The 22,630-nt window shown below is 42.7% G+C and carries 23 protein-coding genes and 1 pseudogene; 18 read left to right on the forward strand and 6 right to left on the reverse strand.

Features of this window, described 5'->3' with window-relative positions:
* Window positions 1-93: 93 nt before the first annotated feature.
* From R7070_RS20580 to R7070_RS20590, 3 genes are all read left to right on the forward strand, one after another.
* Window positions 94-477: a hypothetical protein gene (locus R7070_RS20580; RefSeq protein WP_318141283.1), complete on the forward strand. Its 384-nt coding sequence runs from the start codon at window positions 94-96 to the stop codon at window positions 475-477.
* 44 nt (window positions 478-521) lie between these two features.
* A complete protein-coding gene (locus tag R7070_RS20585; RefSeq protein ID WP_158156905.1) occupies window positions 522-1,022 on the forward strand; it encodes a hypothetical protein in 501 nt (166 codons plus the stop codon).
* Between the two features lie 100 nt (window positions 1,023-1,122).
* Window positions 1,123-1,554: a DUF2787 domain-containing protein gene (locus tag R7070_RS20590; RefSeq protein ID WP_025629828.1), complete on the forward strand. Its 432-nt coding sequence runs from the start codon at window positions 1,123-1,125 to the stop codon at window positions 1,552-1,554.
* Window positions 1,555-2,083: 529 nt separating this feature from the next.
* Here the strand turns inward: R7070_RS20590 and R7070_RS20595 are convergent.
* The 3 genes from R7070_RS20595 to R7070_RS20605 form a co-directional block, all read right to left on the reverse strand.
* Window positions 2,084-2,542, reverse strand: coding sequence for a hypothetical protein (locus R7070_RS20595; RefSeq protein ID WP_141180435.1), 459 nt, complete (start codon window positions 2,540-2,542; stop codon window positions 2,084-2,086).
* 229 nt (window positions 2,543-2,771) lie between these two features.
* Window positions 2,772-2,897, reverse strand: coding sequence for a hypothetical protein (locus R7070_RS20600; RefSeq protein WP_255212448.1), 126 nt, complete (start codon window positions 2,895-2,897; stop codon window positions 2,772-2,774).
* Window positions 2,898-3,192: 295 nt separating this feature from the next.
* A complete protein-coding gene (locus R7070_RS20605; RefSeq protein ID WP_233272553.1) occupies window positions 3,193-3,993 on the reverse strand; it encodes a helix-turn-helix transcriptional regulator in 801 nt (266 codons plus the stop codon).
* Between the two features lie 283 nt (window positions 3,994-4,276).
* Between R7070_RS20605 and R7070_RS20610 the strand changes: the two genes are divergently transcribed.
* From R7070_RS20610 to R7070_RS20665, 12 genes are all read left to right on the forward strand, one after another.
* Window positions 4,277-4,399, forward strand: coding sequence for a hypothetical protein (locus tag R7070_RS20610; RefSeq protein ID WP_256913817.1), 123 nt, complete (start codon window positions 4,277-4,279; stop codon window positions 4,397-4,399).
* Between the two features lie 15 nt (window positions 4,400-4,414).
* Complete coding sequence (locus R7070_RS20615; RefSeq protein WP_023585706.1) at window positions 4,415-4,552, forward strand: hypothetical protein; 138 nt, start codon at window positions 4,415-4,417, stop codon at window positions 4,550-4,552.
* A 90-nt stretch (window positions 4,553-4,642) separates the two neighbouring features.
* A complete protein-coding gene (locus R7070_RS20620) occupies window positions 4,643-4,837 on the forward strand; it encodes a hypothetical protein (protein ID WP_213971649.1) in 195 nt (64 codons plus the stop codon).
* Window positions 4,838-4,957: 120 nt separating this feature from the next.
* The gene (locus R7070_RS20625; RefSeq protein ID WP_301582001.1) at window positions 4,958-6,526 is read left to right on the forward strand and encodes a sensor domain-containing diguanylate cyclase; all 1,569 of its coding nucleotides are present in this window, start codon (window positions 4,958-4,960) and stop codon (window positions 6,524-6,526) included.
* A gap of 234 nt (window positions 6,527-6,760) precedes the next feature.
* Entirely contained in the window at window positions 6,761-7,882 is a 1,122-nt protein-coding gene (locus R7070_RS20630; RefSeq protein ID WP_213971651.1) for a hypothetical protein, read from the forward strand.
* A 96-nt stretch (window positions 7,883-7,978) separates the two neighbouring features.
* Window positions 7,979-9,142 (forward strand): tyrosine-type recombinase/integrase, encoded by a 1,164-nt coding sequence (locus R7070_RS20635; RefSeq protein ID WP_262640669.1) that lies wholly within the window; start codon window positions 7,979-7,981, stop codon window positions 9,140-9,142.
* A 13-nt stretch (window positions 9,143-9,155) separates the two neighbouring features.
* Entirely contained in the window at window positions 9,156-9,404 is a 249-nt protein-coding gene (locus R7070_RS20640; RefSeq protein WP_020329574.1) for a hypothetical protein, read from the forward strand.
* Window positions 9,405-9,647: 243 nt separating this feature from the next.
* The gene (locus R7070_RS20645) at window positions 9,648-10,079 is read left to right on the forward strand and encodes a hypothetical protein (RefSeq protein ID WP_140184401.1); all 432 of its coding nucleotides are present in this window, start codon (window positions 9,648-9,650) and stop codon (window positions 10,077-10,079) included.
* Window positions 10,080-10,144: 65 nt separating this feature from the next.
* Entirely contained in the window at window positions 10,145-12,838 is a 2,694-nt protein-coding gene (locus tag R7070_RS20650) for a hypothetical protein (protein WP_318141284.1), read from the forward strand.
* A gap of 170 nt (window positions 12,839-13,008) precedes the next feature.
* The gene (locus tag R7070_RS20655; RefSeq protein ID WP_262660523.1) at window positions 13,009-13,845 is read left to right on the forward strand and encodes a hypothetical protein; all 837 of its coding nucleotides are present in this window, start codon (window positions 13,009-13,011) and stop codon (window positions 13,843-13,845) included.
* A gap of 97 nt (window positions 13,846-13,942) precedes the next feature.
* Window positions 13,943-14,563, forward strand: coding sequence for a hypothetical protein (locus R7070_RS20660; protein ID WP_262660524.1), 621 nt, complete (start codon window positions 13,943-13,945; stop codon window positions 14,561-14,563).
* A gap of 321 nt (window positions 14,564-14,884) precedes the next feature.
* Window positions 14,885-15,352 carry a hypothetical protein gene (locus R7070_RS20665; RefSeq protein ID WP_318141285.1) on the forward strand — a complete coding sequence of 156 codons (468 nt, stop codon included), beginning with the start codon at window positions 14,885-14,887 and terminating at the stop codon, window positions 15,350-15,352.
* A 258-nt stretch (window positions 15,353-15,610) separates the two neighbouring features.
* Here R7070_RS20665 and R7070_RS20670 read toward each other — a convergent pair.
* Window positions 15,611-15,901 (reverse strand): annotated as a pseudogene (locus R7070_RS20670) (EAL domain-containing protein); the annotation flags it as partial.
* An 80-nt stretch (window positions 15,902-15,981) separates the two neighbouring features.
* Here R7070_RS20670 and R7070_RS20675 point away from each other — a divergent pair.
* On the forward strand, window positions 15,982-16,902 hold the full coding sequence (locus R7070_RS20675) for an IS5 family transposase (RefSeq protein WP_140150387.1): 921 nt from the start codon (window positions 15,982-15,984) through the stop codon (window positions 16,900-16,902).
* A 7-nt stretch (window positions 16,903-16,909) separates the two neighbouring features.
* On the opposite strand, the gene R7070_RS20680 is transcribed toward R7070_RS20675, so the two are convergent.
* Entirely contained in the window at window positions 16,910-18,031 is a 1,122-nt protein-coding gene (locus R7070_RS20680; RefSeq protein WP_318141286.1) for an EAL domain-containing protein, read from the reverse strand.
* Between the two features lie 574 nt (window positions 18,032-18,605).
* Between R7070_RS20680 and R7070_RS20685 the strand changes: the two genes are divergently transcribed.
* On the forward strand, window positions 18,606-20,168 hold the full coding sequence (locus tag R7070_RS20685; RefSeq protein WP_213912453.1) for a sensor domain-containing diguanylate cyclase: 1,563 nt from the start codon (window positions 18,606-18,608) through the stop codon (window positions 20,166-20,168).
* Between the two features lie 552 nt (window positions 20,169-20,720).
* On the opposite strand, the gene R7070_RS20690 is transcribed toward R7070_RS20685, so the two are convergent.
* Complete coding sequence (locus tag R7070_RS20690) at window positions 20,721-22,004, reverse strand: carbohydrate-binding protein (protein WP_017821842.1); 1,284 nt, start codon at window positions 22,002-22,004, stop codon at window positions 20,721-20,723.
* Window positions 22,005-22,251: 247 nt separating this feature from the next.
* On the opposite strand from R7070_RS20690, the gene R7070_RS20695 reads away from it, so the two are divergent.
* Window positions 22,252-22,557 (forward strand): PTS sugar transporter subunit IIB, encoded by a 306-nt coding sequence (locus R7070_RS20695; RefSeq protein WP_020480920.1) that lies wholly within the window; start codon window positions 22,252-22,254, stop codon window positions 22,555-22,557.
* Window positions 22,558-22,630 lie beyond the last annotated feature (73 nt).

Here is a 22,630-nt window from a genome sequence, read left to right on the forward strand (position 1 = left end):
CGTTTAACCAGTTAATTTAGAAATACATTAGAAAAGCCCCTGTTTAGCGATGAGCTAAACAGGGGCTTTTTCATTATTAGAAGGAAATTCACGATGAAAACAGTAAACAAGTTTGAAGACATTCAATCATTGACAATGCCTGATGGCGTGAAAGCAAAACTGCTAGAGCACCTGATAGAGCCATTCGGTGATGAAGAAAGCACAAAAACGTTTTGGGATGAGGTCGGTACGACCTTGTACTTGATTGAGGAGTCCGATACCGACGAAACCTTGAGTGAAGAATCTGAGGAAGATCAGTACTTCCTTCGCTTTGTTACTAATTACCCTGAATGGGTGCTGTTGTTAAACGATGATGACTGTCCTTGGCTTCTAGCGGTTGCCATAGTGACCATGGAAGGTGGTGGTGTTTACTGCTGCGCTCCAATGAACAGTCCAACGTTCCCTATCGCCAAGTTAGCTGATCAAGCTGAATCTTAAAACCAAATTAAACCTAAACAATTCCATCTTAAAGGAGGTGTCCTATGGCACGTAAATCAAACCAACAACAAGAAACGGTTCAACCTGAAATCGTAGAAGGCAATGAACAAGTCACGGTCACTGACGATCAACCAGTAGACCATTTCACTAATATCGTGCGCGAGGGTAAAGCGAAGAAGTTAAGTCCGAAAACGGAGAACCACGTGTTCTATCAAATCGCCTTACATAACGAGGAAAACGAGCTCCATATCCGCATGTCGGATAATGAAGGTGGAGGTCTACACAGCAAGGAATGGATCCCACTTAAAGATATCACAGCTGTACTAGATGTGCAGGGTGATAAGCCGTTCAAGAGTTCTGTGCTGAAGTGTGTCTTCTCCGGACAGTCTGCGAACAACGCGGGTTTTATGGCAGCTTGCTGTAGGGGGCTTGGTCTTATCATCCAGTCGGAGAAGTCAGTGTTTCTCCACGTTCTAGCGCCAGACTACGAGCAGTGTCGTGATGAGTTGCTGTCATTGGTTGACTCTGAAGCCAAAGCTGAATAACCCCAAATCCACATCAATCCTTATCCACTAAGCCAACTCAGGCTTTCATACCGAGCACTTAACAAGAGTGCTTCCTTAGCAAACTAAACGAGATTTTATTATGAACTTAACTTTTGACGTTGAGCGATTACTGCTGCCTGTCAGTGTCGATCTTCAAGATGCTTTAAACCGAGTGATCAGCGAATCAGGCAAATGGACACCCATGATCCAATCGGTTGTGATCAACTTCCGAGATTCTTCCTACAGTTCGGAAAACGGCGGTTGGCACCCTGTCGAAATCAGGCTTGTTCGACTCTACGACCAGTGGATTTTTGATTACATCACTGACTTTGCGTATTGCGGTGGTCCTTATCCCGAACTGGTTAAAGAGGTGGATTTTAACTTCTCATCTGGGACGGCGAGTTTTTCCTATGTTCCAGAACTGCCGATAACAAGTAGTGAGGTAATGGAGTTCTACTCGATGTGGGAATCCAACTTTCTCAGCTACGTCGAAATGGGCGTGTTCGATGAGATAAAAGTCACTGTGGATTAGTCCATCGGCAACAAACTAAGTAGAAAGCACCATGTATGTACCATAAAATAGTTGACTCACTTCCTAGTGAAACTAAGGCTTCCCATTGCTCCATGTTAATCATGGTGTGATGGGAAGCCTTTTTCCTTGGGGCAAGTTTTAGCAACGTTTACCCAATCCGTTGCCTTCGGGATTCAGAGGGGATGAAGTTGCTGGATTGCAATGGACGGTGGAAACACCAAGGAAAGGAGTCTTAATTTTAACGACTTTGGTTGGTTTACACTGGTGTTTTGTTATTAAAAGCTCCCATTGCTATGTCGAAGCAATGGGAGCAGTAAGGGACGGGAAGCCTATAGAAAATACCGAGAGAATGATTTGTCTGATGCTATCTCTGCAACTAGGGGTAAAGGCTAGCCCTTATTATGCGACGAGAGGCGCCCCTTAATCTTATGTTCGTAGTTTGGCTCGAAAACTTGGGCATTTTCAACGTTGCCATACGAAATGACAACTTATCCAATTTACTCCCAGTACAAACAGAACTAGGTATAACTTACTGACTTAGTTCGTCCAGTAGAGACAACCCTAGCTGATACTTGTCATCTAGTGCAGATGGGTGAACATGTCTCTTTATATTTGGTAGAGAGTTCAGGTAGCTGAAGAATCCGGAAGTGGTCATAGGGTACCCAGGCTCAAAATATTCTTCCTCATCATCCTCAAATGTAAACCAATGACAAAGCATTACGAGGTCTTCTTTCTCGTAAACAACCGCAGATGTGCGTGACTTTTCATGGTCGCTGTAAGCTAGAAAGTCAATGAAGATAACTTCTTGGCTTTCTGGGTTTTCCAAATGCTCTTCTGCCATCTGAATCGAGTAGTGATCCGACTCTGCGAAAAACATTTGAGTTCCCATTGTTGCTTCATGTCCCCAAGCTGCTGCCGCACACTTGGCAATTTTCTCACTTTGACAGTCGTTAAGTAGATGCTCTGTTTTATTGAATGAAATAGACATGTTTTTGTACCTATTTTGTTTTGGTTTCGATACGCGGATTAAACATGCTTCACTTATAAAAAACTAGACTAACTGATAGATTTATAACGATATTCGTGAATGGATTGACACAAATGAACTTTTAATCAAATTTTTCACCTATTTTCAGAAGCTAGTTAAAACAGGCTAGGCGTAACAAAAGGAACTTGTCACCGGAATCTATAGTGACAAGTTCAATTCATGGCTCTGTTTATCCAGTCATCATACCTAGTAGATAGCCAACGGCGGTGAAGCTTAACAAGTTGGCGATATCAACTAGGTAAAAATACGGACTGGACTGAGTGATTTGGAGCAGAGTTCGTGCATCAGACATCATGGTAATACCCCTATTAAATTACTTCTCCTACCGGAGTTATTTATTAGTTAGCCTGAACCCGACCAAAAACAGCATCATTTTGAGTTTTCCCTTGCGTGGTATCGGTTTGAGGCTTCGCTAAATCGTCTCTTTCGCTTACCCCACATAGGTAAGCTCAAAATCGGTACATAGTGGCAAGTTGATGGTTAGGAGGGGCTGTAGTGGTGCAGCGAAACGACATTATGTCATGGTTCTTTGTTGTCATGTAGCTGTGCTTCTAGAGGGAGTGTTAGGACGTCATTTATCAACGTGGCACCTACTTGTAACGATCCAATGTGGCGTGGAGGTCGCGTATAAGCTCAAGCTTGAGACTGACTGGGGAGAGAACCTCGACTTGAGGCATCCAGGACTTCAACAAGGGCAAGATATCGCTCAATCTTGATACTCGACTACTAACCAACAAACTACCGTCACTCAGTTCTTTCAATAGCTGCTGGTGGGGAAAAATCATACCTTCAAGAAAGCGTGGAGCTACTTCCCTGTCAACCTGTACAAGCACCTCAGCATCATCCGGAGTTAGCCACTCCATCCCCTGTTTATGTATCTCCTCGTGGACCTTTTGATTCGGTTTGTATTTATCTTCCCGGCGGTGAATCCGTGAAATATTCGGTAATCGGTACGAATGTAGCTGGTCACAGTAGGTCGCAGCGAGGAACCAGATACCACGGTCATTTACCAAACGATATGGATGGACAGATTCAAACGTTTTGCCATTGCAAGTAAGGTCAATAACAGAGTGAGTGGTAATCACTTCGGTCAGTTGTCTAAACAGCGCATCGAACTTCCCGATGGATTCGGAGCGTGGATTCTTAAACAGAACGGGAGTGTGACCGTTGAACTTGTAGTGGTTCGGTAGTAGCGCAGATAAACCTGTATCGCGCAGTACCTTGTTGGTATTCGCATTACCATTATTTCTAGTTACTGGATCTAACCGATAACCCTCATTGGTGCGGATAATCGGAGCGTTGACTAGCCTTTCATTGAAATCGCGTCTCAGGGTTTTCTCGCTTACCTGATAGTCCGCAACCAACTGCTCAGGGGAGAGCACTTCTCCCATAAACAATCTCGTCAATATGTCACCTAGCCTTAATGCTAGCTTTTCACTCTTATCGCTCATGCTTACTAGCGTACGGTTTCCGCCGGACAGGTTGAGGGCAAAACATTTTTAAATGTTTCAAACCGTCGCGCACTGAGATTTGACATAGCTTTCATTGGATAAGGCAGGGCAATGACGATGACTATTTTCACACTCATTCTGCGGTCTTGGACATATCCTGTCCGAGCGCAGTGGGATACTACACAACGTAGATTTACTACAACGTCAATTAAAGGAAACTATAATGAAAGTGACATTCATTAAGCCACTTATGGCATCAGGTTACTCATGCCGCTCTTTAGGTTGTCCCGGTTGGGTCACCAAGGGTGGGTCATGCGATACGTGTGGCGCAATGGATTACAGTTAAGAAGGAGTATTCGTTATGGGCGGTTGGACAGAAGACCAAGGTGACTATGATGATGGCACAGAAGATTCTGGCTTCAGTCAGGACTTCGACATGGAGCCGGGCGACGATGGTTGGCTTGGTGGCGACTTCATGGCTGATGATGACGATGACTAAGTCCCATCATTAAATTTGGCTTATCAACAAGGGCGATATCGAAAGGTATCGCCCTTTTCTGTATTTGTACCTATAGAAAAGGAAAACATTATGACGAAAACACATTTTCACTCTAACCCTCAACAGCGCTGGTTTAAGCCGAGCGCGTCAACAGGTGTTCAATTCGCGAAGTACGGTGCCACACTCGGTACCCGCTATGGTCCACAGGGCGTCGTTCTCGGTGGAGCCATAGGGTTTGTTGCAGGTGCTCTTGTGGGAGGTGTTCTAGACGAGCTTGAACTGTAATTAAAAAGAAGTAGGGAGACCTACTTCTTTTTCTTGATTTTGCTTCCATTGTCAGGGTTATAAGTAGCAATAATTTATAAACTATAACAATGGATTCTCACATAGGAGATCTCCAAATTCATGCTTGGAATCAATAAAGAAACACTGAACCTCAGAAAGCTCATTCTTGTCATCTGTATTTTTAGTGTTTCCATAACATTAATTAATGCTTTTTTCTCAATTTATCAGGTTCAACGCGATCATATTATCCGTGACACTTTAGAGACAAACCATACTTGTGCCAAGAAGATGGCAGAAGTTACGGATGTTTTTTCGGAGTCTACTATGCGACAAGTTGAGTTCTCTGCTGAGCTTTTGGGAAGACATTTCACGAGCAAAGACTATATAGAGCGTGAACTGAATCGCTTACAACAACAGGCGAACTTATTTAACTCTACAGTGCTTGTAGATAATGAAGGATTCATCGTTTCAACCTCAAAAAACATAACAAAAGCAGAGGGGATACAAATTAAAGATGAAGCTATCTTACACTCCATTAACAAAGTGCAACCTTTTATTACCAAACCATTCCTTTCACTTAAAGGAAACTACTTGTTATGCATTTCCTATCCTATTTTCTCTCCTCATAAAGAATATCTTGGGTACTTAGGGGGGACGATCTACCTTAAAGATAACAATGTCTTAAAATCTCTCCTTGATGATCATAGCCATAGCGATGGTTCGTATTTGTACGTAGTTGATAATAGCAAAACGATAATCTACCACCCAGACAGTACCTTGATAGGCAAGGTTGTTGAAGACAATGAAGGAGTTAACTCGGCTCTTGAAGGTAAAGACGGTGGTCTTGAAGTGGTTGACTATTTCGGTGAAAAAGTGCTTGCCGGGTATGCACCTGTACAAACAACAGGATGGGGTGTTGTCGTCGAGAAATCAAAGTCTCTTAGCTTTGACTTATTAGAGTCTCAAATCCATTCTGTTTTTGCACGCACGATCCCTTTGAGCCTTTTTACTTTTATCCTTATTTGGATAACGTCTTCCACTATATCTAAACCCCTATGGCAACTTGCACGTTCTATTAATAGAACAAACATGGAAGACTTTGAGCCTGTCGACTTCAAAAAGATAAAACCTTGGTTTTTTGAAGCGTCTTTATTGAAGTCAGCAGTCGTTAAAACCTCCAAGGATGTTTCTAACACGATAGAAAAACTTCATTGCAATAGTTTGACTGATGTCATGACGGGACTCACTAATCGTAGAGGTTTTGAAGAAGCACTTGAGAGGTTTAAAGAAAGTAAGAAACCTCTTTCTATTATGGCTATTGATATTGACTTCTTTAAAAAAGTGAATGATACCTATGGACACAGTGTTGGAGATGAGGTTCTAAAAGAGCTTTCTAATCTGATTAAATCTCAATCGCGTAAGACAGATGTTTTATGTCGAACTGGTGGGGAAGAGTTCATGACTTTTCTTGTTGAAATGAGTGTAGAAAATGCATTTGAGAAGGCTGAAAAATTAAGAAAGCATGTTGAACAGCACCAGTTTGCAAGCATAGGTAATTTAACTGTTTCAATTGGCGTGTCACATTGGACTGGAAGTGGAGAGACACTTCATATGGCTATCCAAAAAGCTGATACAGCACTGTATCAAGCGAAAAGGAAAGGTAGAAATCGAACTGAAGTCAATGTCTAAGACTAATGAGTCTAACGGGTCACGGAGTTTTTCGGTACTAGGATTACCCAGAGATGGTGACATGAACGAGTAGAGGAGATTTCGCCTCTACTTTTTTCTTTATCGTAACTGATGAGAAGTGGTTTCCCTTTATCTAGTTGGGCTTTTTTCTCTGTGTTCATTTAGTCCGTTGGGGAATTAATAACACGGACTAACATATCCAAGACTTATGATAGGATTATCAGTCGTTGTGTTGTGAACCTGCCTAAAACGATGTCTAGAAAAAAGAAAGAAATTAATGTTCTTAAGAAGCGAATCAAAGCTTGTGAGTTACAGTTAAAAGCGCTTTTAGATGAGAAAGGATTGAAGTATCACGCTAGCGCATTTGAAACAGAGAGCACATTGATCAATGGTCGAGAAACCGTTTTAACTGGTAGTGGAGTCTGGCATTACGTCAAAGCAGCTATAGAAGACGTTCGATGTAATGCCGCCGAGTTTGTTGATGATGATTTTTGCTTTAGTATCGGTTTGCCGTCACCTAAACAATCTGCGGGTTATACAGATGTACAAGCGCTGTATTTGTCGATGATTGTTCCGGAGTTATACCCTGATTTTGATGACAGGCTCCTAAAAGATCCTCATCTACCTGAACTTTTGTTTCCAGCCCTAGCGCACCATAAGTTAAAAACTACTAAAAAAATTGTCGAAGATAATATTATTACATTATCTGAAGTTGATGAGATTTCGACTAAGGTTAGAGACTCTTTGTCTGAAGTTGATGGTCTTTCGGCTGAGCTTAAAGGCATTCTGTCCAAGATTTATGCTCTTTTATCTGATGTAGAAATGATTGTCGAAATGATGTCCTTAAGTCGCCGAAAGTTCTCCGGTGAAAAGACGCTTTCTCCGTTACTAAAGCTTAAAGCTGACGCTGAAAACAAAGCGGCAAAGGTGTCCGAGATTCGAAGAACTGTGACTAAGAAGTCGTCTATACAGAAAGAAGTTATGGAGTTTCAAGGTAAAGTTCGGGAGTTACTGTCTAAGGTGGTATCGGAAATGGGTAAATATCATCTTCCAATCTCAAAGGAAACCGTGAGACGGCTATGTTTGGACGCGTTTATCCCTCAAGATAGAAAGCAGTATGTTGATGAGCGCTATAAACATTTAGCTGCGGGGTGTGGTGACTATAAAAACAGAAATACAACGCTGTTAAAGCAGGCTAAGCGGGATGTGAATGAGCTATATGATTTTGTTTATGAGCTGATAGACGAGTTCTTGGTTTCTTATGAGTCGAAAGATGACGGCGAGAAATCGGAAGAGCTCTTTAACGATAAAAGGTTGGAGAATTATTTGCGAAATATCATCGAGAAGGAAGTTTAGTGACCTGAAAATCGCCATTTTGTACTGCCAGATAATACGCGGCTAATCCGTAAAATCCTTTGCATGTTTTTGATTTTTTATGCACAGGAGTAAATTGTGGTTAGTCGTGCCATTCCTTTTACCGCATCCATTTTTGAATCACATCCTCGCCCTAAACCTGGACAGAGTCCAATTGTTAAGCGACGTGAAGGTGTGAAGTACCAGCAAGTAACATTCTATGCCAATACGATCTCTCTAGGCATCTCTAAGACATTTAAAGGTCAGCGTTTTAATGAAGTGATTGGACACTGGCCTGAGATGAGCATTTCTACTTTTGACAAGATTGCCAGAGAGCGTGTCTCGAAGATTGAGCTTGGCTATTACAACAAAGCTGCATCCCTTTTAATCGGTGACTTCTTCATTGATTATGTTCTTCCAATGATGGAAAGCCGAAATCGAGATATCGAGAGTGTAAAAACACGTTGGCGCCGAGTGGCTCCAATCTTTGCACATCAAGCTCTAGGTGATGTCAGTAAGTTGCAGATTACGCAATTTCTTACTGAGCTATCTACTCAAGTTAAAGGTTCAACGGTAAACCGTCATTTGTCCCTTCTATCGCGCATTTTTTCACTTGCTGTAGAGCTGGAGCTTTTGGTTGTAAACCCGTGTAAGGGGATCAAGAAGTGGCCTGAAAACAATATACGTGACCGAGTTTTAAGTGACGATGAGTTGCGTATCTATATTCGGGAAGCGATTCGCATTAGCAGCTTTCAGTCTAAGGCATTGTTGTTCAGTTTGATTACAGGACTTCGTATCGGAAATGTCATTGATATCCGTCGAGAAATGCTGAGTGACGACCTTACATTGTTGACTCTGCCGATGACTAAAAATGGTAAGTCGTACCGTGTGGTGCTTAATGAGCCAGCTCGAGAAGTATTAAAAAGCTGCGCAGAGTTGTCATGGAATGAGTGGATTTTTCCTTCTGCTGTGAAGGAGGGTGCGCATATAGCTTACCCTCGTAGTTGCCATGAGAAGATTCGCGACGTTGTGTTGCAGTCTACGGGAGGGAGTGAGTCTTTTAATATCCATGACTTACGTCGTACATACGCCAGTAGACAGTTGATGCTCACTGGTGATGCTCGATTAGTGCAGTCCAGCTTGTTTCACCAGAGTATTACAACGACTGAGCGATATGCTTTTCATCAACAATCTAAACTGGCAGAAGCGAGCCAAAGCACCGCCTTGTCTTTGTTGTCTGGCAATTCTGAACTACGTCTATAAGGAAAAATGAAAAATGAATGATGTTATCTTGACTAAACAAGACCTTGCTGAACGCCAAAAGCGTAGCTTAGAGTCCATTACTACAGCTTGTTCCCGAAACCCATCTTCGTTACCACCTTTCTTTAAATTGGGGACCAACCGAAATAGTCCTATTCGTTTCCGGTTAAGTGATGTGATTGCTTGGGAAGATGAGCAGGCTGAGAAGCAGAAGAAACTGTTGGAAGAGCAAGAACGGAAGTTGGCTCCTCGTTGGTTAATCTAACTTAAGTTTGTAACGTGCTAAAAACAAAGCCCAGAGTGCTATGCACTCTGGGCTTTGTTTATTTCAGGAGTTTTCATTGTGCAACGATTCGTGACCTGAAAATCGCATTTTTGTACCCCCAAAATGCGATGTCTTAAAAAAGCAGAATATTGGTATCCCAAGTTTGGGGCGGGAGGGCAACTGGATTGGTTCGTCCAACCAGATTGCTCTTTAACAATTCAATTTTTAGAAGGACACAGAAAAATGAGCAATAATTCTCTATTCATTCGTACTAAGTCAGGTGTAGCAAACATTTTTGGAGGCAAAACAGTTCTGCCATCAGATGAACTGCTGGTTGTTTTGGGAGCCAAGGGTAACCTTATCGCTGCCGAATCAGGAGAACATGCTGAAGAGTTGTTTAAGCAAGTTTCCAAGAAGATGAAACCTGAGAAGAATAAATGTTTCATGCTAGAAAGCGGTGGCTGGATCCATGCGGATACGGTCGGCGGTGCTTTCATCTCTCCAAAGTCGGGTGCACTGTTGATGACGGTGGTAAACAGTGACAACTTGCTTGCTATGTTTACGCCTGAAGAGTTCAGTGACCTCGAAGGTTTGCGTGACGCGATTACAGAAGCCTTACTGACGTACAGTGAGGGTAATGACCTGCCTAAGATTGCTTGGTCAGACTTTAAGTAATCATCATTGTAAACCTTGCAAAAAGACGCTTAGAGCGTCTTTTTGCGTTTCTAGAGAGTAGTATTATGAATGAAACATATGATTGGTTAGAACAGGCTTCTGACTTAAGTATGGACAACCTAGCAACATCCGGTTGGACTGAGGAAGAAGCGGTAAGTGCTTGGGGGGAAGCTCAACCTAGTGAGTCTGCTTCTTTTGATGGCGTTAAGCGTAAAGCTAAGCCAATATTGCTTCGTAAACCTAAAAAGAAGAAGCAAACCAAGCGTAAAAAGCGAAAGGCAACACCGTTCTTTGAACGCCCCGTGATAGCCGTGGATACTGAGTATGTGGAGTCTGAATGCGGAACTTACAACCGTATCTTGAGTTACCAATTTGCTGTTCTTTTCGAGGGTAAGTTATCAACGATTATCTTGTTCCCTGAATCGACAAAAAAATCGGGACGGCTAGCACTGGACAAATGCTTGGTTCAGGCTATTGAAAAAGCGATGGAAGATGAAGTACTTGATAAGTGGCCTACTGACATCATTTTGTGTGCTCATTGGCTATCGGCAGATTTGTTTAACTTCAGCCAAGCTTTTAACCAACTGAAGACACATGTCAAAGGTTTACGTAAGACGGTGGCGAGTCTTGATGACGTATACGGACTGGAACTTGATAAAGTCATGTATCGACGTATCGACAAAGAACCACTACACGCTTACTCGAAGTCTGGTAACAAGAAAACTCTGTTCATCACCTTTTATGATACGCTTTTATTAGCGCCCAATGGCTCATCTCTTTCATCAGTAGGCGACCTACTGTCTATACCCAAAGTTGAAATTCCAGAGCCGTATTCCATCTCCCGGATGGATGAGTTTCTGGAAGCACAACCGGAGAAATTCGCTGAGTATGCAATTACTGATTCAATTATCAGTGCTCGTCATTTCGAGCGTGTTTCTTCCTTCTGTCAAAATACACTCGGTCTAAATTCGGTTCCGTTCACCATTGGTGGCATTGCCGTTAAAGCCTTTGTTAATAGTTTGGAGGATAAGCGCGGTTACCGTGGTTTGTTTGGTTTTGAGAAGGTGACTAAAGAAGTGTGGCCGTCTGATCGAACTAAGCCCCTAACGATAACTCGTGATGTGCCTGTAACGGCTCGCATGACGTTGGAAAACTTTGCGACTCAGTGTTACCACGGTGGTCGCAACGAGTCATTTATTGCTGGCCCGACGGGTATAGATACATGGCGTGATTACGATGTTCCATCATGTTATTCGGCGATTACGTTGGGTCTACGTGAGCTAGCATATGATCAGATGTACATGACCAGAGACCTGAAAGAGCTGTTTGGAGACAAATGTGCTTTGGCTTGGGTTGAGTTTAAGTTCCCTGAACATACTCGATTCCCAAGCTTAGCGGTTCGCTCTGAGTATGGATTGATATTTCCGCTATCGGGTGAGACGCATTGTACAGGTCATGAGCTTGAAGTTGCGTATAAACAAGGTGCTGAAATCACCATCAAGCAAGCGTTTGTAGTGCCCTGGAAGAATGACGTTCGCATTTTTGAACCGTTTATGAAATGGGGTCGAGAACGGCGCAAATCATTCGTTAAAGGTAGCTTTGACGAGAAACTGACCAAGGAAATGTTGAATAGTTGCTATGGAAAGCTAGCTCAATCGTTGCGCCCAAAGAGGTCGTTCGATATCCAAGCAGGTTACTCTACGCAACTACCTCCATCGACTTTGACCAACCCATTTTTCGCCGCTTATACGACTGGCTTAGCTAGAGCCTTGTTGGGGGAAATGCTTCATAGCATCCCCGATGACAAGGTTGTTGTTTCAGTGACGACAGATGGCTTCCTGACTAACGCTGAACTGGATGAGATAGACCTAAGTGGCTCTATTTGTCAGCGGTTCCGAGAGCTCTACCATCGTATAGACCCAACTGGTGGTGAAGTATTGGAACTCAAGCATCAAGCGAAGCAACTGATCGGTGCTAAAACTCGTGCTCAGTACACGGTTATCGGAAGTGAAGGTTTTGAGCCGATACTGGCTAAAGGTGGCGTTAAGGTCGATCCGATGGTTACTGACCAAAGTGCTTATATGGTGAACAAGTATCTCACCCGAAAGCCCGGTGACAAAGTTGATGGTAGCTACCTGACACCGAACCGGATGCGCTTTTTAGAACATAAGGATTTGATGCTTGAGAAGCGGTCCATCTTCCTGAATATGGAATATGATCAAAAGCGACAGCTCCTAAATCCGGTAATGGTTGACGTAAAAGGACGGAAGCATATTGCGCTTGAAACCAAACCGCACAAGTCGTTGGATGAAATGTTGTTTACTCGATTGCGCTTTGATCGCTGGCGTAAGTCCCATGTTCTAAAAGATTTTGATGATTGGTGCTCATGGCAAGACCGTTTGGTAATGGCAGAAAGCACGAGTCACAAGATTTTGCGTTTAAAGGCTGATGAGACTTCGGATTGCTTAATGGCGCGTTTATTCTTGCGTTTCTACGCGCATGAAAAAAGCGGTATGAGTAAGAAACAGATTACCGCCAAAGCGTTAGCTGAGTGGATGACCGATATTGGCTATCCAACTAAAGCGACCGCTGTTCGTAGTGCTAAGAACGCCAAATTGATTGAAGGCGCTGTACCGATGACAGAGCTGACTATCAACTTAGCTCAATTAATAGTCTCGAAGTTTCCTGACTTCGAAGTTGAAATCCTCTTCAACCCCAATTCCCGCTCCTCACTACGAGAAGCTCTCAGCCCGAACTGAGATCGTAAATATTGACCTATTGAAAGCCCTTATCTGGAAGGGCTTTTTATCAAACATGCCATTGCACCGTTGGGGATATAAGAAGCCCAACCTCACACGCAATTACATTTATTCAAATCCACAGCCGTCATTCCGGCGGCTAACTCAATAAAATTTATAAGGAGTCCACCATGGGACGATCAAAAAAGAACCCTATCGTAATCTTGCGCGGTCACAAGACCTCAGTATTCCCAAGCGATATCGAAGCGCGACCTTACTACCAGCGTGTTAAAGGTGTTCCAGCAATCTTTTACAAATGCGGCACTATTGAGAAAGGCATGCGCGACCTGATTGCCTTTCAAAAGTGGGAAGCAATTGCACCGGAGTTTAAACAGCGGAATGTATCGAGAAAAGAAGCCGAGGCAATCATTCAGGCTATGCTGGCTGATGAAGATAAGTTTGTCGCTGAGCAGCTTGCTGAAGTCCAGCGAGAACGTGCGGAGAAGCTTGCTGAGGAAGCGCGAATTAAGTCTCAGCCGACGATGGAAGAGCGTTCTATTGCTGCATCTAAGAAAGCAACTGAACAAGCATGGAATCGACTTCAGGATGAACTAGAGCACGATAAAAAACACGTTACTTTAAAGTGCGTTCTTGGAACGGGTGGTCAAGCATCGCGAGTTGAGAAGGTATCAGGAGGTATTAGCATTGTTGAGCATGAGAAAGGTGCGAAAGTGTCATTAAAACGGATGTCTTTGGGGTATGCAGCGCTAAAACAAGCTGATAAGGCACTTAGTGGAGATGCTGAAACCGCAAAAATTTTGGGATTGGATGTCACTGTGGTGAACACTCTGACGTTATGGGCACCGAAGTGGAAGCAACAGAACTGGGTGAAACCTAACGGACAGCCGAGACCGAACGCAGAACTCGTACGCGATATGTTGGCGTTGTATGAGCAGATTAAATCTAAGGTCTGCTTCGGCGAGGGTATAGCTCAAAAAGCACCTGTAGACGATGATGCGCCGTTTTAAGGTCTATTTAGAGTAGTGACCATGCAGAGGTCGTCTGGCTTGTTCCAGGCGGCCTCTGTGTGGTTTTATGCTTAGCAAATTGAAAAGTGATAACTATATGAAAAATATCTATGAAATTGAGGGGGTTGAGTTCCCTTCCCGAACAACTGCTTCGCGTCACTATGGTTTGAATCCTAAACTGGTCAACGAACGCATAACCAAGTTTGGCTGGACACTAGAGCAAGCCCTTGAACTAGAAGCGCGCCCTAAAGGTGACTACCGCAAGAAAGTTGTTATAGACGGCACCGAGTACTCAAGTATGCGCCAAGCGGCTAGAGAGCTAGGTGTGGCGCAAAGTACGCTGATGAACCGCATAAAGGCTGGCATATCTGTAGAGGAAGCGATGTCTGCTGCGCACACCGAGCGTGAGAAGCTAAAAGGTCAGTCCAAACCTATGTTCTACGGTAACAAGCTTTACCCATCTGCGCGCCATTTGTTGCTTGCTCATCCTGCTCTGGTTGCTGGTGGCGATTTGGGTAAGGCCGTTACCTCGCTGAATGACAAGGCTCGTCGAGCTAAGAATAAGGGTGAAGTTAGCAACCTGTCATTGGATCAAGTTGCCGCTGAGTATGGTTTGGCGAAAATTGGGTTTGCTGATGAGTTTGATGGTTTTGTTGCTCAGTTAGTGGAACAAGTTGGTGAAGCTGGTTTGACCGAATTGTTCTATGAGCTGAAGTAGTCCGAATTGGTGTTTTGAAGGGAGTAGTTGCGTTGAGTGGCTGCTCCCTTTTTTGTTGCCTGTGTTTTGAGTTGGTGAGCCTGTTGCCGGAAGAACTGCGCAGTAACTATTGCCGTCTCTATTTATAGTTGTGGGGCGAATATGGCTTAAGGCTTAGCGGTTGCTGAGATGCTTCTATATGTTTAGTTTGCGTACAGGTGGTGGGGTGGTTACCAAGATTTCAGAAGAAAGACTCCGACCTAATCAACGGTCAGTTCTACACTATTTCTGCCGATCTGGCACCTGAGTTTACCGATAAAATGGCACCACTAGCAGCACGTATTGAGCATCAAGGAATCCAGTCTTGTATTATGGGTGACGACTCTTGGGGGGCAAAACGATATCCCAACGTCTCTATCGAGCCTTGAACAGTATCAAACAGTGCTCTCTGACTGTAAAGCCGCCAGCAATACAACGATGAACATCGAGTCGGCAATGACAACCTTGGTGAGAAACCAACCCTCGAAAAGCTTTACCCTGAAAAAACAGGGTCAAAGCTACGTATTCTACGAGCTGGAAAATGGTGAGCGTAGCGTCAATGTGAAAGAAGACGATCAAAGTGTCGGTATCGGCACGTGGGACTATGTGGATGGCAACATTGTCATTTCTAATGCTAAAGATGCTGATAATACGCCTATTAACCTCAAAGAGACCATCGCGATGACGTCTTGGAGCTACGATAACCTAGGTATTGCAGTCAAAAAACTACTTCAAGAACAACACTACGATTCGCTAGGGCTTGGAGAGTAGACAACACACGGCAGTGTTTCCTCAGACGTTTATGTGATCATTCTAGGTGCAGAGCATTAATTTGCCGTAGCGTTGTGAATGGCGTCATCAAGTAACGCCTTAAACCAAAAATCCGAGTGTTGATAAAGCACTCGGATTTTTCTTTCTCTGGTAAAATAATTACCTTAACTGGGTTTACCTAAAGCCTACTAATTCCATGGTTTATCTCACTAATCTGTCAAACGATAAACAGCTTCTAAGTATGTGAACTTTGCGATGCTACATCATACTTAAGCTTTTATTTAATGCCGTAACAGGGACTGGGCGACTTAGATAAAACCCTTGAGCTTGTTCACAGTCTAACTCCTCAAGAATACACAGCTGTTCAAGGGTCTCTATGCCCTCAGCAACGACTTGAATCCCAAACCCCTTGGCTATATCAACGATGCCGGAAGTAATTGCTCTTGATCGATAGTCAATAGCAATGTCTTTGATGAAACTACTATCTATCTTGATTTCATCAACGTCTAATTTATTAAATATGCCAAATGAGGTATAGCCAACACCAAAGTGGCTTTGTTTCCTAAATCAGGGAACTAAATCATCAGCCTACGATCTGATCAGCTAAGCTCATTCAAATAATTAGACCAATGGCCAAACCTCGCTACAAAACAACCAACTGGAAACACTATAACCAAGCTTTAATCAATCGCGGTTCACTGACATTTTGGATTGATGAAGACGCTATCCAGTCATGGAAACAAATCAAGCAAGGCAATCGTGGAAGGCCTCGTTTGTTTAGTGACTTAGCGATTACAACAGCTCTTATGGTTAAACGAGTATTTTCAATGCCGTTGAGAGGTTTGCAAGGATTCATCAACTCTATTTTCAAGCTCGCACAACTGCCGTTGTCATGCCCTCATTACTCATGTATTAGTAAGCGAGCCAAAACGGTTAACGTCGCATTCAAAACAAAGACTAAAGGAACAATCCAGCATCTAGCCATTGATGCTACAGGACTAAAGGTCTACGGTGAAGGCGAGTGGAAAGTTAAAAAGCATGGTACTGACGGGAAGCGCCGAGTCTGGCGAAAGCTACATTTAGCGGTCGATACAGACACGCATGAAATCATTGCTGCTGAGTTAAGTTTATCGAATGTGAGCGACGGTGAAGCGCTTCCCAATTTGCTGAGACAGACTCGCCGAAGAATCATTGAGATATCTGGCGATGGAGCTTATGACACAAGGTTGTGCTACGAAGCGATTCACCTCAAGCAAGCTATTCCGCTCATTCCACCGAGAGAAGGCGCAGCCTTCTGGGAGCAGGGCCATCCTCGTAATCTAGCTGTCGGGTGCCAGAAACTCTATGGTTCAAATAAGCATTGGAAAAAGAAGTACGGCTACCATAAACGTTCGCTCTCAGAGACGGCGATGTTCCGTGTGAAGAAACTGCTCGGTGGGACATTAAGCTTAAGAAATTACAATGCTCAGGTTGGTGAGACTTACGCCATGATAAAAGCGTTAAACAAGCTCACAGGGCTAGGTATGCCTGAAACGATGGTGATCGCCTAACAATTAGTCATGTTAGGGGCGTTTTTAACTGAACGTGAATTAGGAAACAAAGCCCACCAAAGTCATCAATGGAGAATGTTACACCATACTTCTTCAGTTTCTTTACTAGACTTGCACATTGCTCAATATCCTTTAACGTAGCTGTCTCTGTGATTTCAAAGCATAGGTATTGCGCAAAATCACGGTCTTGTTTTAAGTAAGTTTCGATTTGGCGCATGTCTTCGACACTATTTATCTCAGTAGCAGAAATATTCACCGATACGCTTTGAATGGCATATCCTAGGAGCTGGGTTTCTTTAAGTTGTTTTGATGCTTGCTTGATAACTAGTGTTGTTAAAGCACTACAGAGATTGTTCTCTTCTGCCAGCGTGATAAATACAGCAGGAGATATATCTCCATGTTGGTGGTGTTTCCAGCGAGAGAGCACTTCAACTCCAGTTACTCTCTTATCTTTTAGATGATACTTTGGTTGAAATACGATCTGTATTTGTTCTTTTCGTATTGCGTTACGTAGATCTGCAATCATCTGTTTTCTTTGGAGATCTTGCTCAGCGAGTTTTTTGTCGTGGTACCGGATAGTGTTTTTCGTTATCTTTGCTTGAGCGAGCGCATATTTGGCTGACGACATGAGCTGTTTAACGCTTTCTCCATCAAATGGATAGAGCGCAACACCAATAGAGCACGTTACATCAATGCCATGACGTTTTGAGTGCTGGCTAAACTGCCTTTGAATAAGTGCTAGGTGCCTGTCAATTTGCTTCTCGTCGTGCATGCGAATCAAGCAAGCAAACCCATCCGAATGAGTCCTTGAAGAGAAAAGTGGAGAGACAGTAGACGAACTAATAGATTGTGCTATGTCTTTTAAAAATTGATTGCTCTTTTCAAAGCCGAGTTGATCGGCAATGGGCTTAAAGTTGTCAATATCGAGAAGAAAGAGAACATAATGTTCATTTTCTTTGGCACTACTGAACTTTTGCTCCAAATAGCGAAAAAAGACGTAGGGACTATGCAGGCCTGTCACATAGTCAATGTCATTGGCCCGTTCAATATCTCGGTTGTTCTTTTTTATCAGCCCCCATAGCAAGAGAGACGTGATCACGATAAATAGCATACCCTTTAGTGACTGCACCAACGTGTATACTTGTAGATTACTAGATAGGAGCTCTACCGCTTTATCTGAGAATAAAACCCACAGTGACGCGAATACAAAGTAAGCAAAAACGAGTTTAGCGGAGGTGAGGGAGTTTTTTTTTCATATAGACCACAGTATTACTCGTGTACTGCCCATGACTAAGGTCATACTTATATGATTAACCTATCATTACATCGAATATCAAGCTAGTGACACATCACTTAAACTGTTTAAAATGCTACATTAAACATATAGTTTTACTATGAAAACTAATGTTTAGTAGCATCAAGACCCTCTAAATATAAGTTTTACTTTTTTGAACCCTTCAAGTATCGGCTAGCATTTTGATCTTGATGCTTGTTTTTTGGTCAGCTACTGGCTCTATTTTCTATCTATGTCGGCCATATCAGTTTCAAAATAGATATAAGCCAGTATAAGAGTTTCATATCTCATGCAGAAATGTCAAAATCTACTAAAACTTGATTTAACACATGTGCAGTAGTACGTATTATTACTTCGAATAAACCAATGGGTGACTTAATTTATGGAATATGTGGGTGAATCAAAACGGATGAAAGACAAGTTGAATTTGAGGCAACTTATTCTGATTCTAAGCATCTTTAGTGTATTGGTCACTCTTCTGAACGCTTTTTACTCCATATATCGTGTCCAACATGACCTCATTGTCACCAACACCATTGAATCCAATCGTGTTTACGCTGAAAAAATGGCCGAAATAACGGACACTTTCATTGAATCAGTTTTGTCTCAATTGGAGTATAGCGCACTTACGCTTGGGAGTAGGATAGGTGATTCAGATGCGTTGCAACAAGAAGTAGATCGATTAAGAACCCAAACTGACTCTTTTAACTCTGTAGTCATCGTCAATGCGAAAGGGGTCATCATTTCCGTTTCACCAGAAACAACACGAGTGAAAGGTGTCCAATTAACAACAGACAGTTCGCTACAATCGTTGAACGCTAAGGCTCCAATCGTCACGAATCCGTTCGTATCCCCGGCAGGTAATTATCTAATAAGTATTTCGTACCCTATCTTCTCCGCACAAAAAGAGTATTTAGGTTACGTTAGCGGGAGCATTTATCTCGATAAGAAAAACATATTAATGAGCATACTTGGGCACCATGGCTACAGAGATGGGTCATACCTCTATGTTGTGGATAAAAATCGGACATTGATTTATCACCCTAATAAACAACGAGTGGGAGAAGTCATTGTCAATAATGAAGCAATAAATGAGGTGACTCAGGGAGAGAAAGGTGGGAAAGTTATCATTAACTCTCAGGGTATTGATATGCTTGCTGGGTACGCACCAGTCAATTATTCTGGTTGGGGGATAGTTGCTGCGAAATCGGAAAGCCTCACTCTGTCAGTGCTTAATGACCAAATGTGGAGTGTATTTGTGGCAACGCTTCCAATTGGTGCGCTCACGCTTTTAATTATTTGGATATCTTCGGTTTTTATCTCAAAACCATTATGGCAATTAGCGAGTGTCGTCAAAAACTTTGAAAGCCACACTTCGACTAAACGAGACTTAAATAAAGTGAAACCTTGGTATTTTGAAGCGTCACACCTGAAGCGTTCATTCGTCAGTACATTCAATATTGTATCCAACACAATTGATCAACTGCACCTCGATACCTTAACTGATTCTATGACTGGGTTGTTAAACCGCAGAGGTTTAGATAAGGCCATTGATAATTTGCGTATACAAAACACTCCATTTTCTGTGCTCGCTCTGGATGTTGATTACTTCAAAAAAGTGAATGATACCTTTGGTCATGATGTCGGTGATACTTTACTCATCAGTGTGGCAAATATGATCAAGGCGCAGGCGCGAGAGGTGGATATTGTCTGCCGATCTGGCGGAGAAGAGTTCATGGTTTTTTTAGTTAAAGCAGACATACGTCAGGCTGAGTACGTTGCCGAGAGAATTCGAAAGTCCATTGAATCCAATGAGTTTGATGTCGTAGGTCACGTGACGATTTCTATCGGAGTATCCCAATGGTTAGCCGAAAGAGAGCCGATTAGCGCCATTCTTAAAGGTGCTGATGATGCACTTTACCAAGCAAAACATAACGGTAGAAATAGAACTGAGGTACATAAGTTCAGATGATAAAATAAATGGATACTGATCTGAACACCCATCTAAGCGAGTTTGTCATACTTTAGATAATTTTTACTTAATTGTGCTAAAACAGTTTTGCCCAGAAACGTGTTACAAAGAGTGGTCAAGTGTGTGTACCATTTTCCCATTTTAAATCTGTGCTTGACGCGTGCTAAAGAGATCCAATGAAATCATATTTCATGGTCCTTGATATCCAAAAAAATCCTCTTAAATGCAAGTTATTACAAGAGCTTAAGGGGAATTCAAAATCCGTTGCCTTCGGGCGTGGCGGTTCAAGTCCGCCCACCGGTACCATATCAGAAAGGTCGCTTTTATAGCGGCCTTTCGTCGTTTTAGGTGCTCGTAAATATCAAAAGGAAGTTAGCGTTGCCTTCGCGGTGACGGCAGGAATGCCAGTCCAATCAACTCCGTCCACCGGTACCATATTTTAAGACAGAGCCTCGATGAAAGTCGGGGCTTTGTTGTATCTGGATCTTCAAAACAAAAAAGCGCGAGGGGTATGCCTCGCGCAAACTACTACATGGTGATAGTAGGAACAGCCTATAGAGCTGTGAACAAGGTATTTTGAGTGTTCGGAGTCCAGTCTGCTTGGGACACGTGCGGTACATCAACTAGATAACGCAAACCTTGATAAGTCACCACATCACCTTGTTTATAGGAAACATTCTGAGTCCAGTTAGTGGCTGGGTCTGCATTTGTCCAGAGGCTAGAGGTTGGAGACGGTGCCCAATCTTGTTGTGCAGTATGGTTTGTTACAGCCTGGTATACAGTACCTAGGTGTAAGACGTAATCGCCAGCGTCGTAGTTATGACCAACTTGCCAGTTCGGTGTGTAGTTATCCATTGTGTCGAAGTCATAACCCGCTTGTTTTGCTAACTGTATAAACTTAGCGAGCTTAGGTAAGTTTTGCGTTGCCCCCATGCCACGCTTACCATCTTCAAATAGGAACTCGTGAGTTAAAACGATAACTTTATCGGCGTGTAAAGGTGTACCACATGGGAACTCTTGAGCTTTGGAGTTGATCGGGTTAATCGTTGTTGGTGCACAAGTGTTTAACGCGGAATCCACATATCCAAGAAATGCTTCTGCTTCTGTAAGGCTGTTTGCTGGCATTTCAATGCCCCAATTTTCAGGTGCCCAGTCCACATCCCAACCGTGAGTTTGATAGCCGTTATTCGCTAGGATATTTTGAACCTCGATAGCTGCTTTTACACTGTTGGATGGGTTGGATGTATCGCATACATATCCTGGTTCCCAAGGTTTCAGGTCATCAGACGTGGCACATAACCCATCTGCTTTGAAGTCTTTCGTCACGCGCCAACCGTTGGTGTAGGGCAGTCTAGCAAACTCTGTTGCCTTGTAGTTCGGGTAGCTTGTAATGTTCGGCAAATACTTTGCTAACACAGATAAGTTTTCCGTAAACATTGAGGCATCGTAAACAGGGTCTTGATACGAGTTAAGCTGGTGGTCCCCGGTCGCATTACACTCCGCAGCACTGTTCGGTCCAAACTCATCAACGCAATTATGAACCATATGATCGTAACTATGGTTCGCGACAATATGACCAGTGTCTAATGCGAGCTTTAAGGCTTCTAGCGAACGGTCTTCATTCTCATCACCAATTCCATCTAAATGCCAAGCATTAAAGTAAAACGTCGCTTTGATATCTTCCTGGTTAAGTACTTGAATAACGTCAATAGATGCATTGATTGGTCCATCATCAAACGTTAGATAAATGGTGCCTTTAGAGTCGGTTTGAGCAAATGAGTGCTGTGATAGTGCGGCACTTACAAGCGCTGCAATAGCCAATTTATTAAATTTCATTCTCTATTCCTTTTAAGAAATTAATAACGACGTTGTCAGTAGTAAAATATTGATAATTTGAAACTTAATGTGATGTCTTAAATTATTTTATGACTTTTATCCTAGACCTAAATAATTACAAAAAAATAGGTGGTATTTTCTAAATTGGGATTGTGTTCACGAATAATGCAACCGGTTGCGCTTTTTTGTCTTGGTTATTTTTGCTACAGTTTTTACAGGTTGAAATTTACACAACGGGAGTAAGGCTATGAAAAAGATCCTTTTATGCTGTAGCGCAGGGATGTCAACCAGTATGCTTGTTAAGAAAATGGAGCAAGCTGCTGAAAATAAAGGAATTGAGTGCAAAATTGATGCAATGTCAGTGAATGCGTTTGAAGATGTAATTAAAGAGTACGATGTTTGTCTTCTCGGGCCTCAAGTACGTTTTCAGCTAGAAGAGCTAAGAAAAACGGCGCAAGAGCATGGTAAAAACATTGATGCTATTTCTCCTCAGCATTATGGAATGATGAAGGGAGAAGAAGTACTAGAGCAAGCATTAGAATTAATTAACTAAACTATAGTTTTAAATTAAAAAGATAACTGTACATCAAATATAAATATTTGATGCGGGATTCTTTTGCCTAAAA

The sequence above is a fragment of the Vibrio sp. 1557 genome (genome assembly GCF_033340175.1).
Classification (GTDB): domain Bacteria; phylum Pseudomonadota; class Gammaproteobacteria; order Enterobacterales; family Vibrionaceae; genus Vibrio; species Vibrio alginolyticus.

Excerpts from the sequence above, each read along its gene's own strand:
- R7070_RS20580 (WP_318141283.1), top strand. The coding sequence starts at position 94 with ATGAAAACAGTAAACAAGTTTGAAGACATTCAATCATTGACAATGCCT.
- R7070_RS20585 (WP_158156905.1), top strand. The coding sequence starts at position 522 with ATGGCACGTAAATCAAACCAACAACAAGAAACGGTTCAACCTGAAATC.
- R7070_RS20590 (WP_025629828.1), top strand. The coding sequence starts at position 1,123 with ATGAACTTAACTTTTGACGTTGAGCGATTACTGCTGCCTGTCAGTGTC.
- R7070_RS20595 (WP_141180435.1), bottom strand. The coding sequence starts at position 2,542 with ATGTCTATTTCATTCAATAAAACAGAGCATCTACTTAACGACTGTCAA.
- R7070_RS20600 (WP_255212448.1), bottom strand. The coding sequence starts at position 2,897 with ATGATGTCTGATGCACGAACTCTGCTCCAAATCACTCAGTCCAGTCCG.
- R7070_RS20605 (WP_233272553.1), bottom strand. The coding sequence starts at position 3,993 with ATGGGAGAAGTGCTCTCCCCTGAGCAGTTGGTTGCGGACTATCAGGTA.
- R7070_RS20610 (WP_256913817.1), top strand. The coding sequence starts at position 4,277 with ATGAAAGTGACATTCATTAAGCCACTTATGGCATCAGGTTACTCATGC.
- R7070_RS20615 (WP_023585706.1), top strand. The coding sequence starts at position 4,415 with ATGGGCGGTTGGACAGAAGACCAAGGTGACTATGATGATGGCACAGAA.
- R7070_RS20620 (WP_213971649.1), top strand. The coding sequence starts at position 4,643 with ATGACGAAAACACATTTTCACTCTAACCCTCAACAGCGCTGGTTTAAG.
- R7070_RS20625 (WP_301582001.1), top strand. The coding sequence starts at position 4,958 with ATGCTTGGAATCAATAAAGAAACACTGAACCTCAGAAAGCTCATTCTT.
- R7070_RS20640 (WP_020329574.1), top strand. The coding sequence starts at position 9,156 with ATGAATGATGTTATCTTGACTAAACAAGACCTTGCTGAACGCCAAAAG.
- R7070_RS20645 (WP_140184401.1), top strand. The coding sequence starts at position 9,648 with ATGAGCAATAATTCTCTATTCATTCGTACTAAGTCAGGTGTAGCAAAC.
- R7070_RS20650 (WP_318141284.1), top strand. The coding sequence starts at position 10,145 with ATGAATGAAACATATGATTGGTTAGAACAGGCTTCTGACTTAAGTATG.
- R7070_RS20655 (WP_262660523.1), top strand. The coding sequence starts at position 13,009 with ATGGGACGATCAAAAAAGAACCCTATCGTAATCTTGCGCGGTCACAAG.
- R7070_RS20660 (WP_262660524.1), top strand. The coding sequence starts at position 13,943 with ATGAAAAATATCTATGAAATTGAGGGGGTTGAGTTCCCTTCCCGAACA.
- R7070_RS20675 (WP_140150387.1), top strand. The coding sequence starts at position 15,982 with ATGGCCAAACCTCGCTACAAAACAACCAACTGGAAACACTATAACCAA.
- R7070_RS20685 (WP_213912453.1), top strand. The coding sequence starts at position 18,606 with ATGAAAGACAAGTTGAATTTGAGGCAACTTATTCTGATTCTAAGCATC.
- R7070_RS20690 (WP_017821842.1), bottom strand. The coding sequence starts at position 22,004 with ATGAAATTTAATAAATTGGCTATTGCAGCGCTTGTAAGTGCCGCACTA.
- R7070_RS20695 (WP_020480920.1), top strand. The coding sequence starts at position 22,252 with ATGAAAAAGATCCTTTTATGCTGTAGCGCAGGGATGTCAACCAGTATG.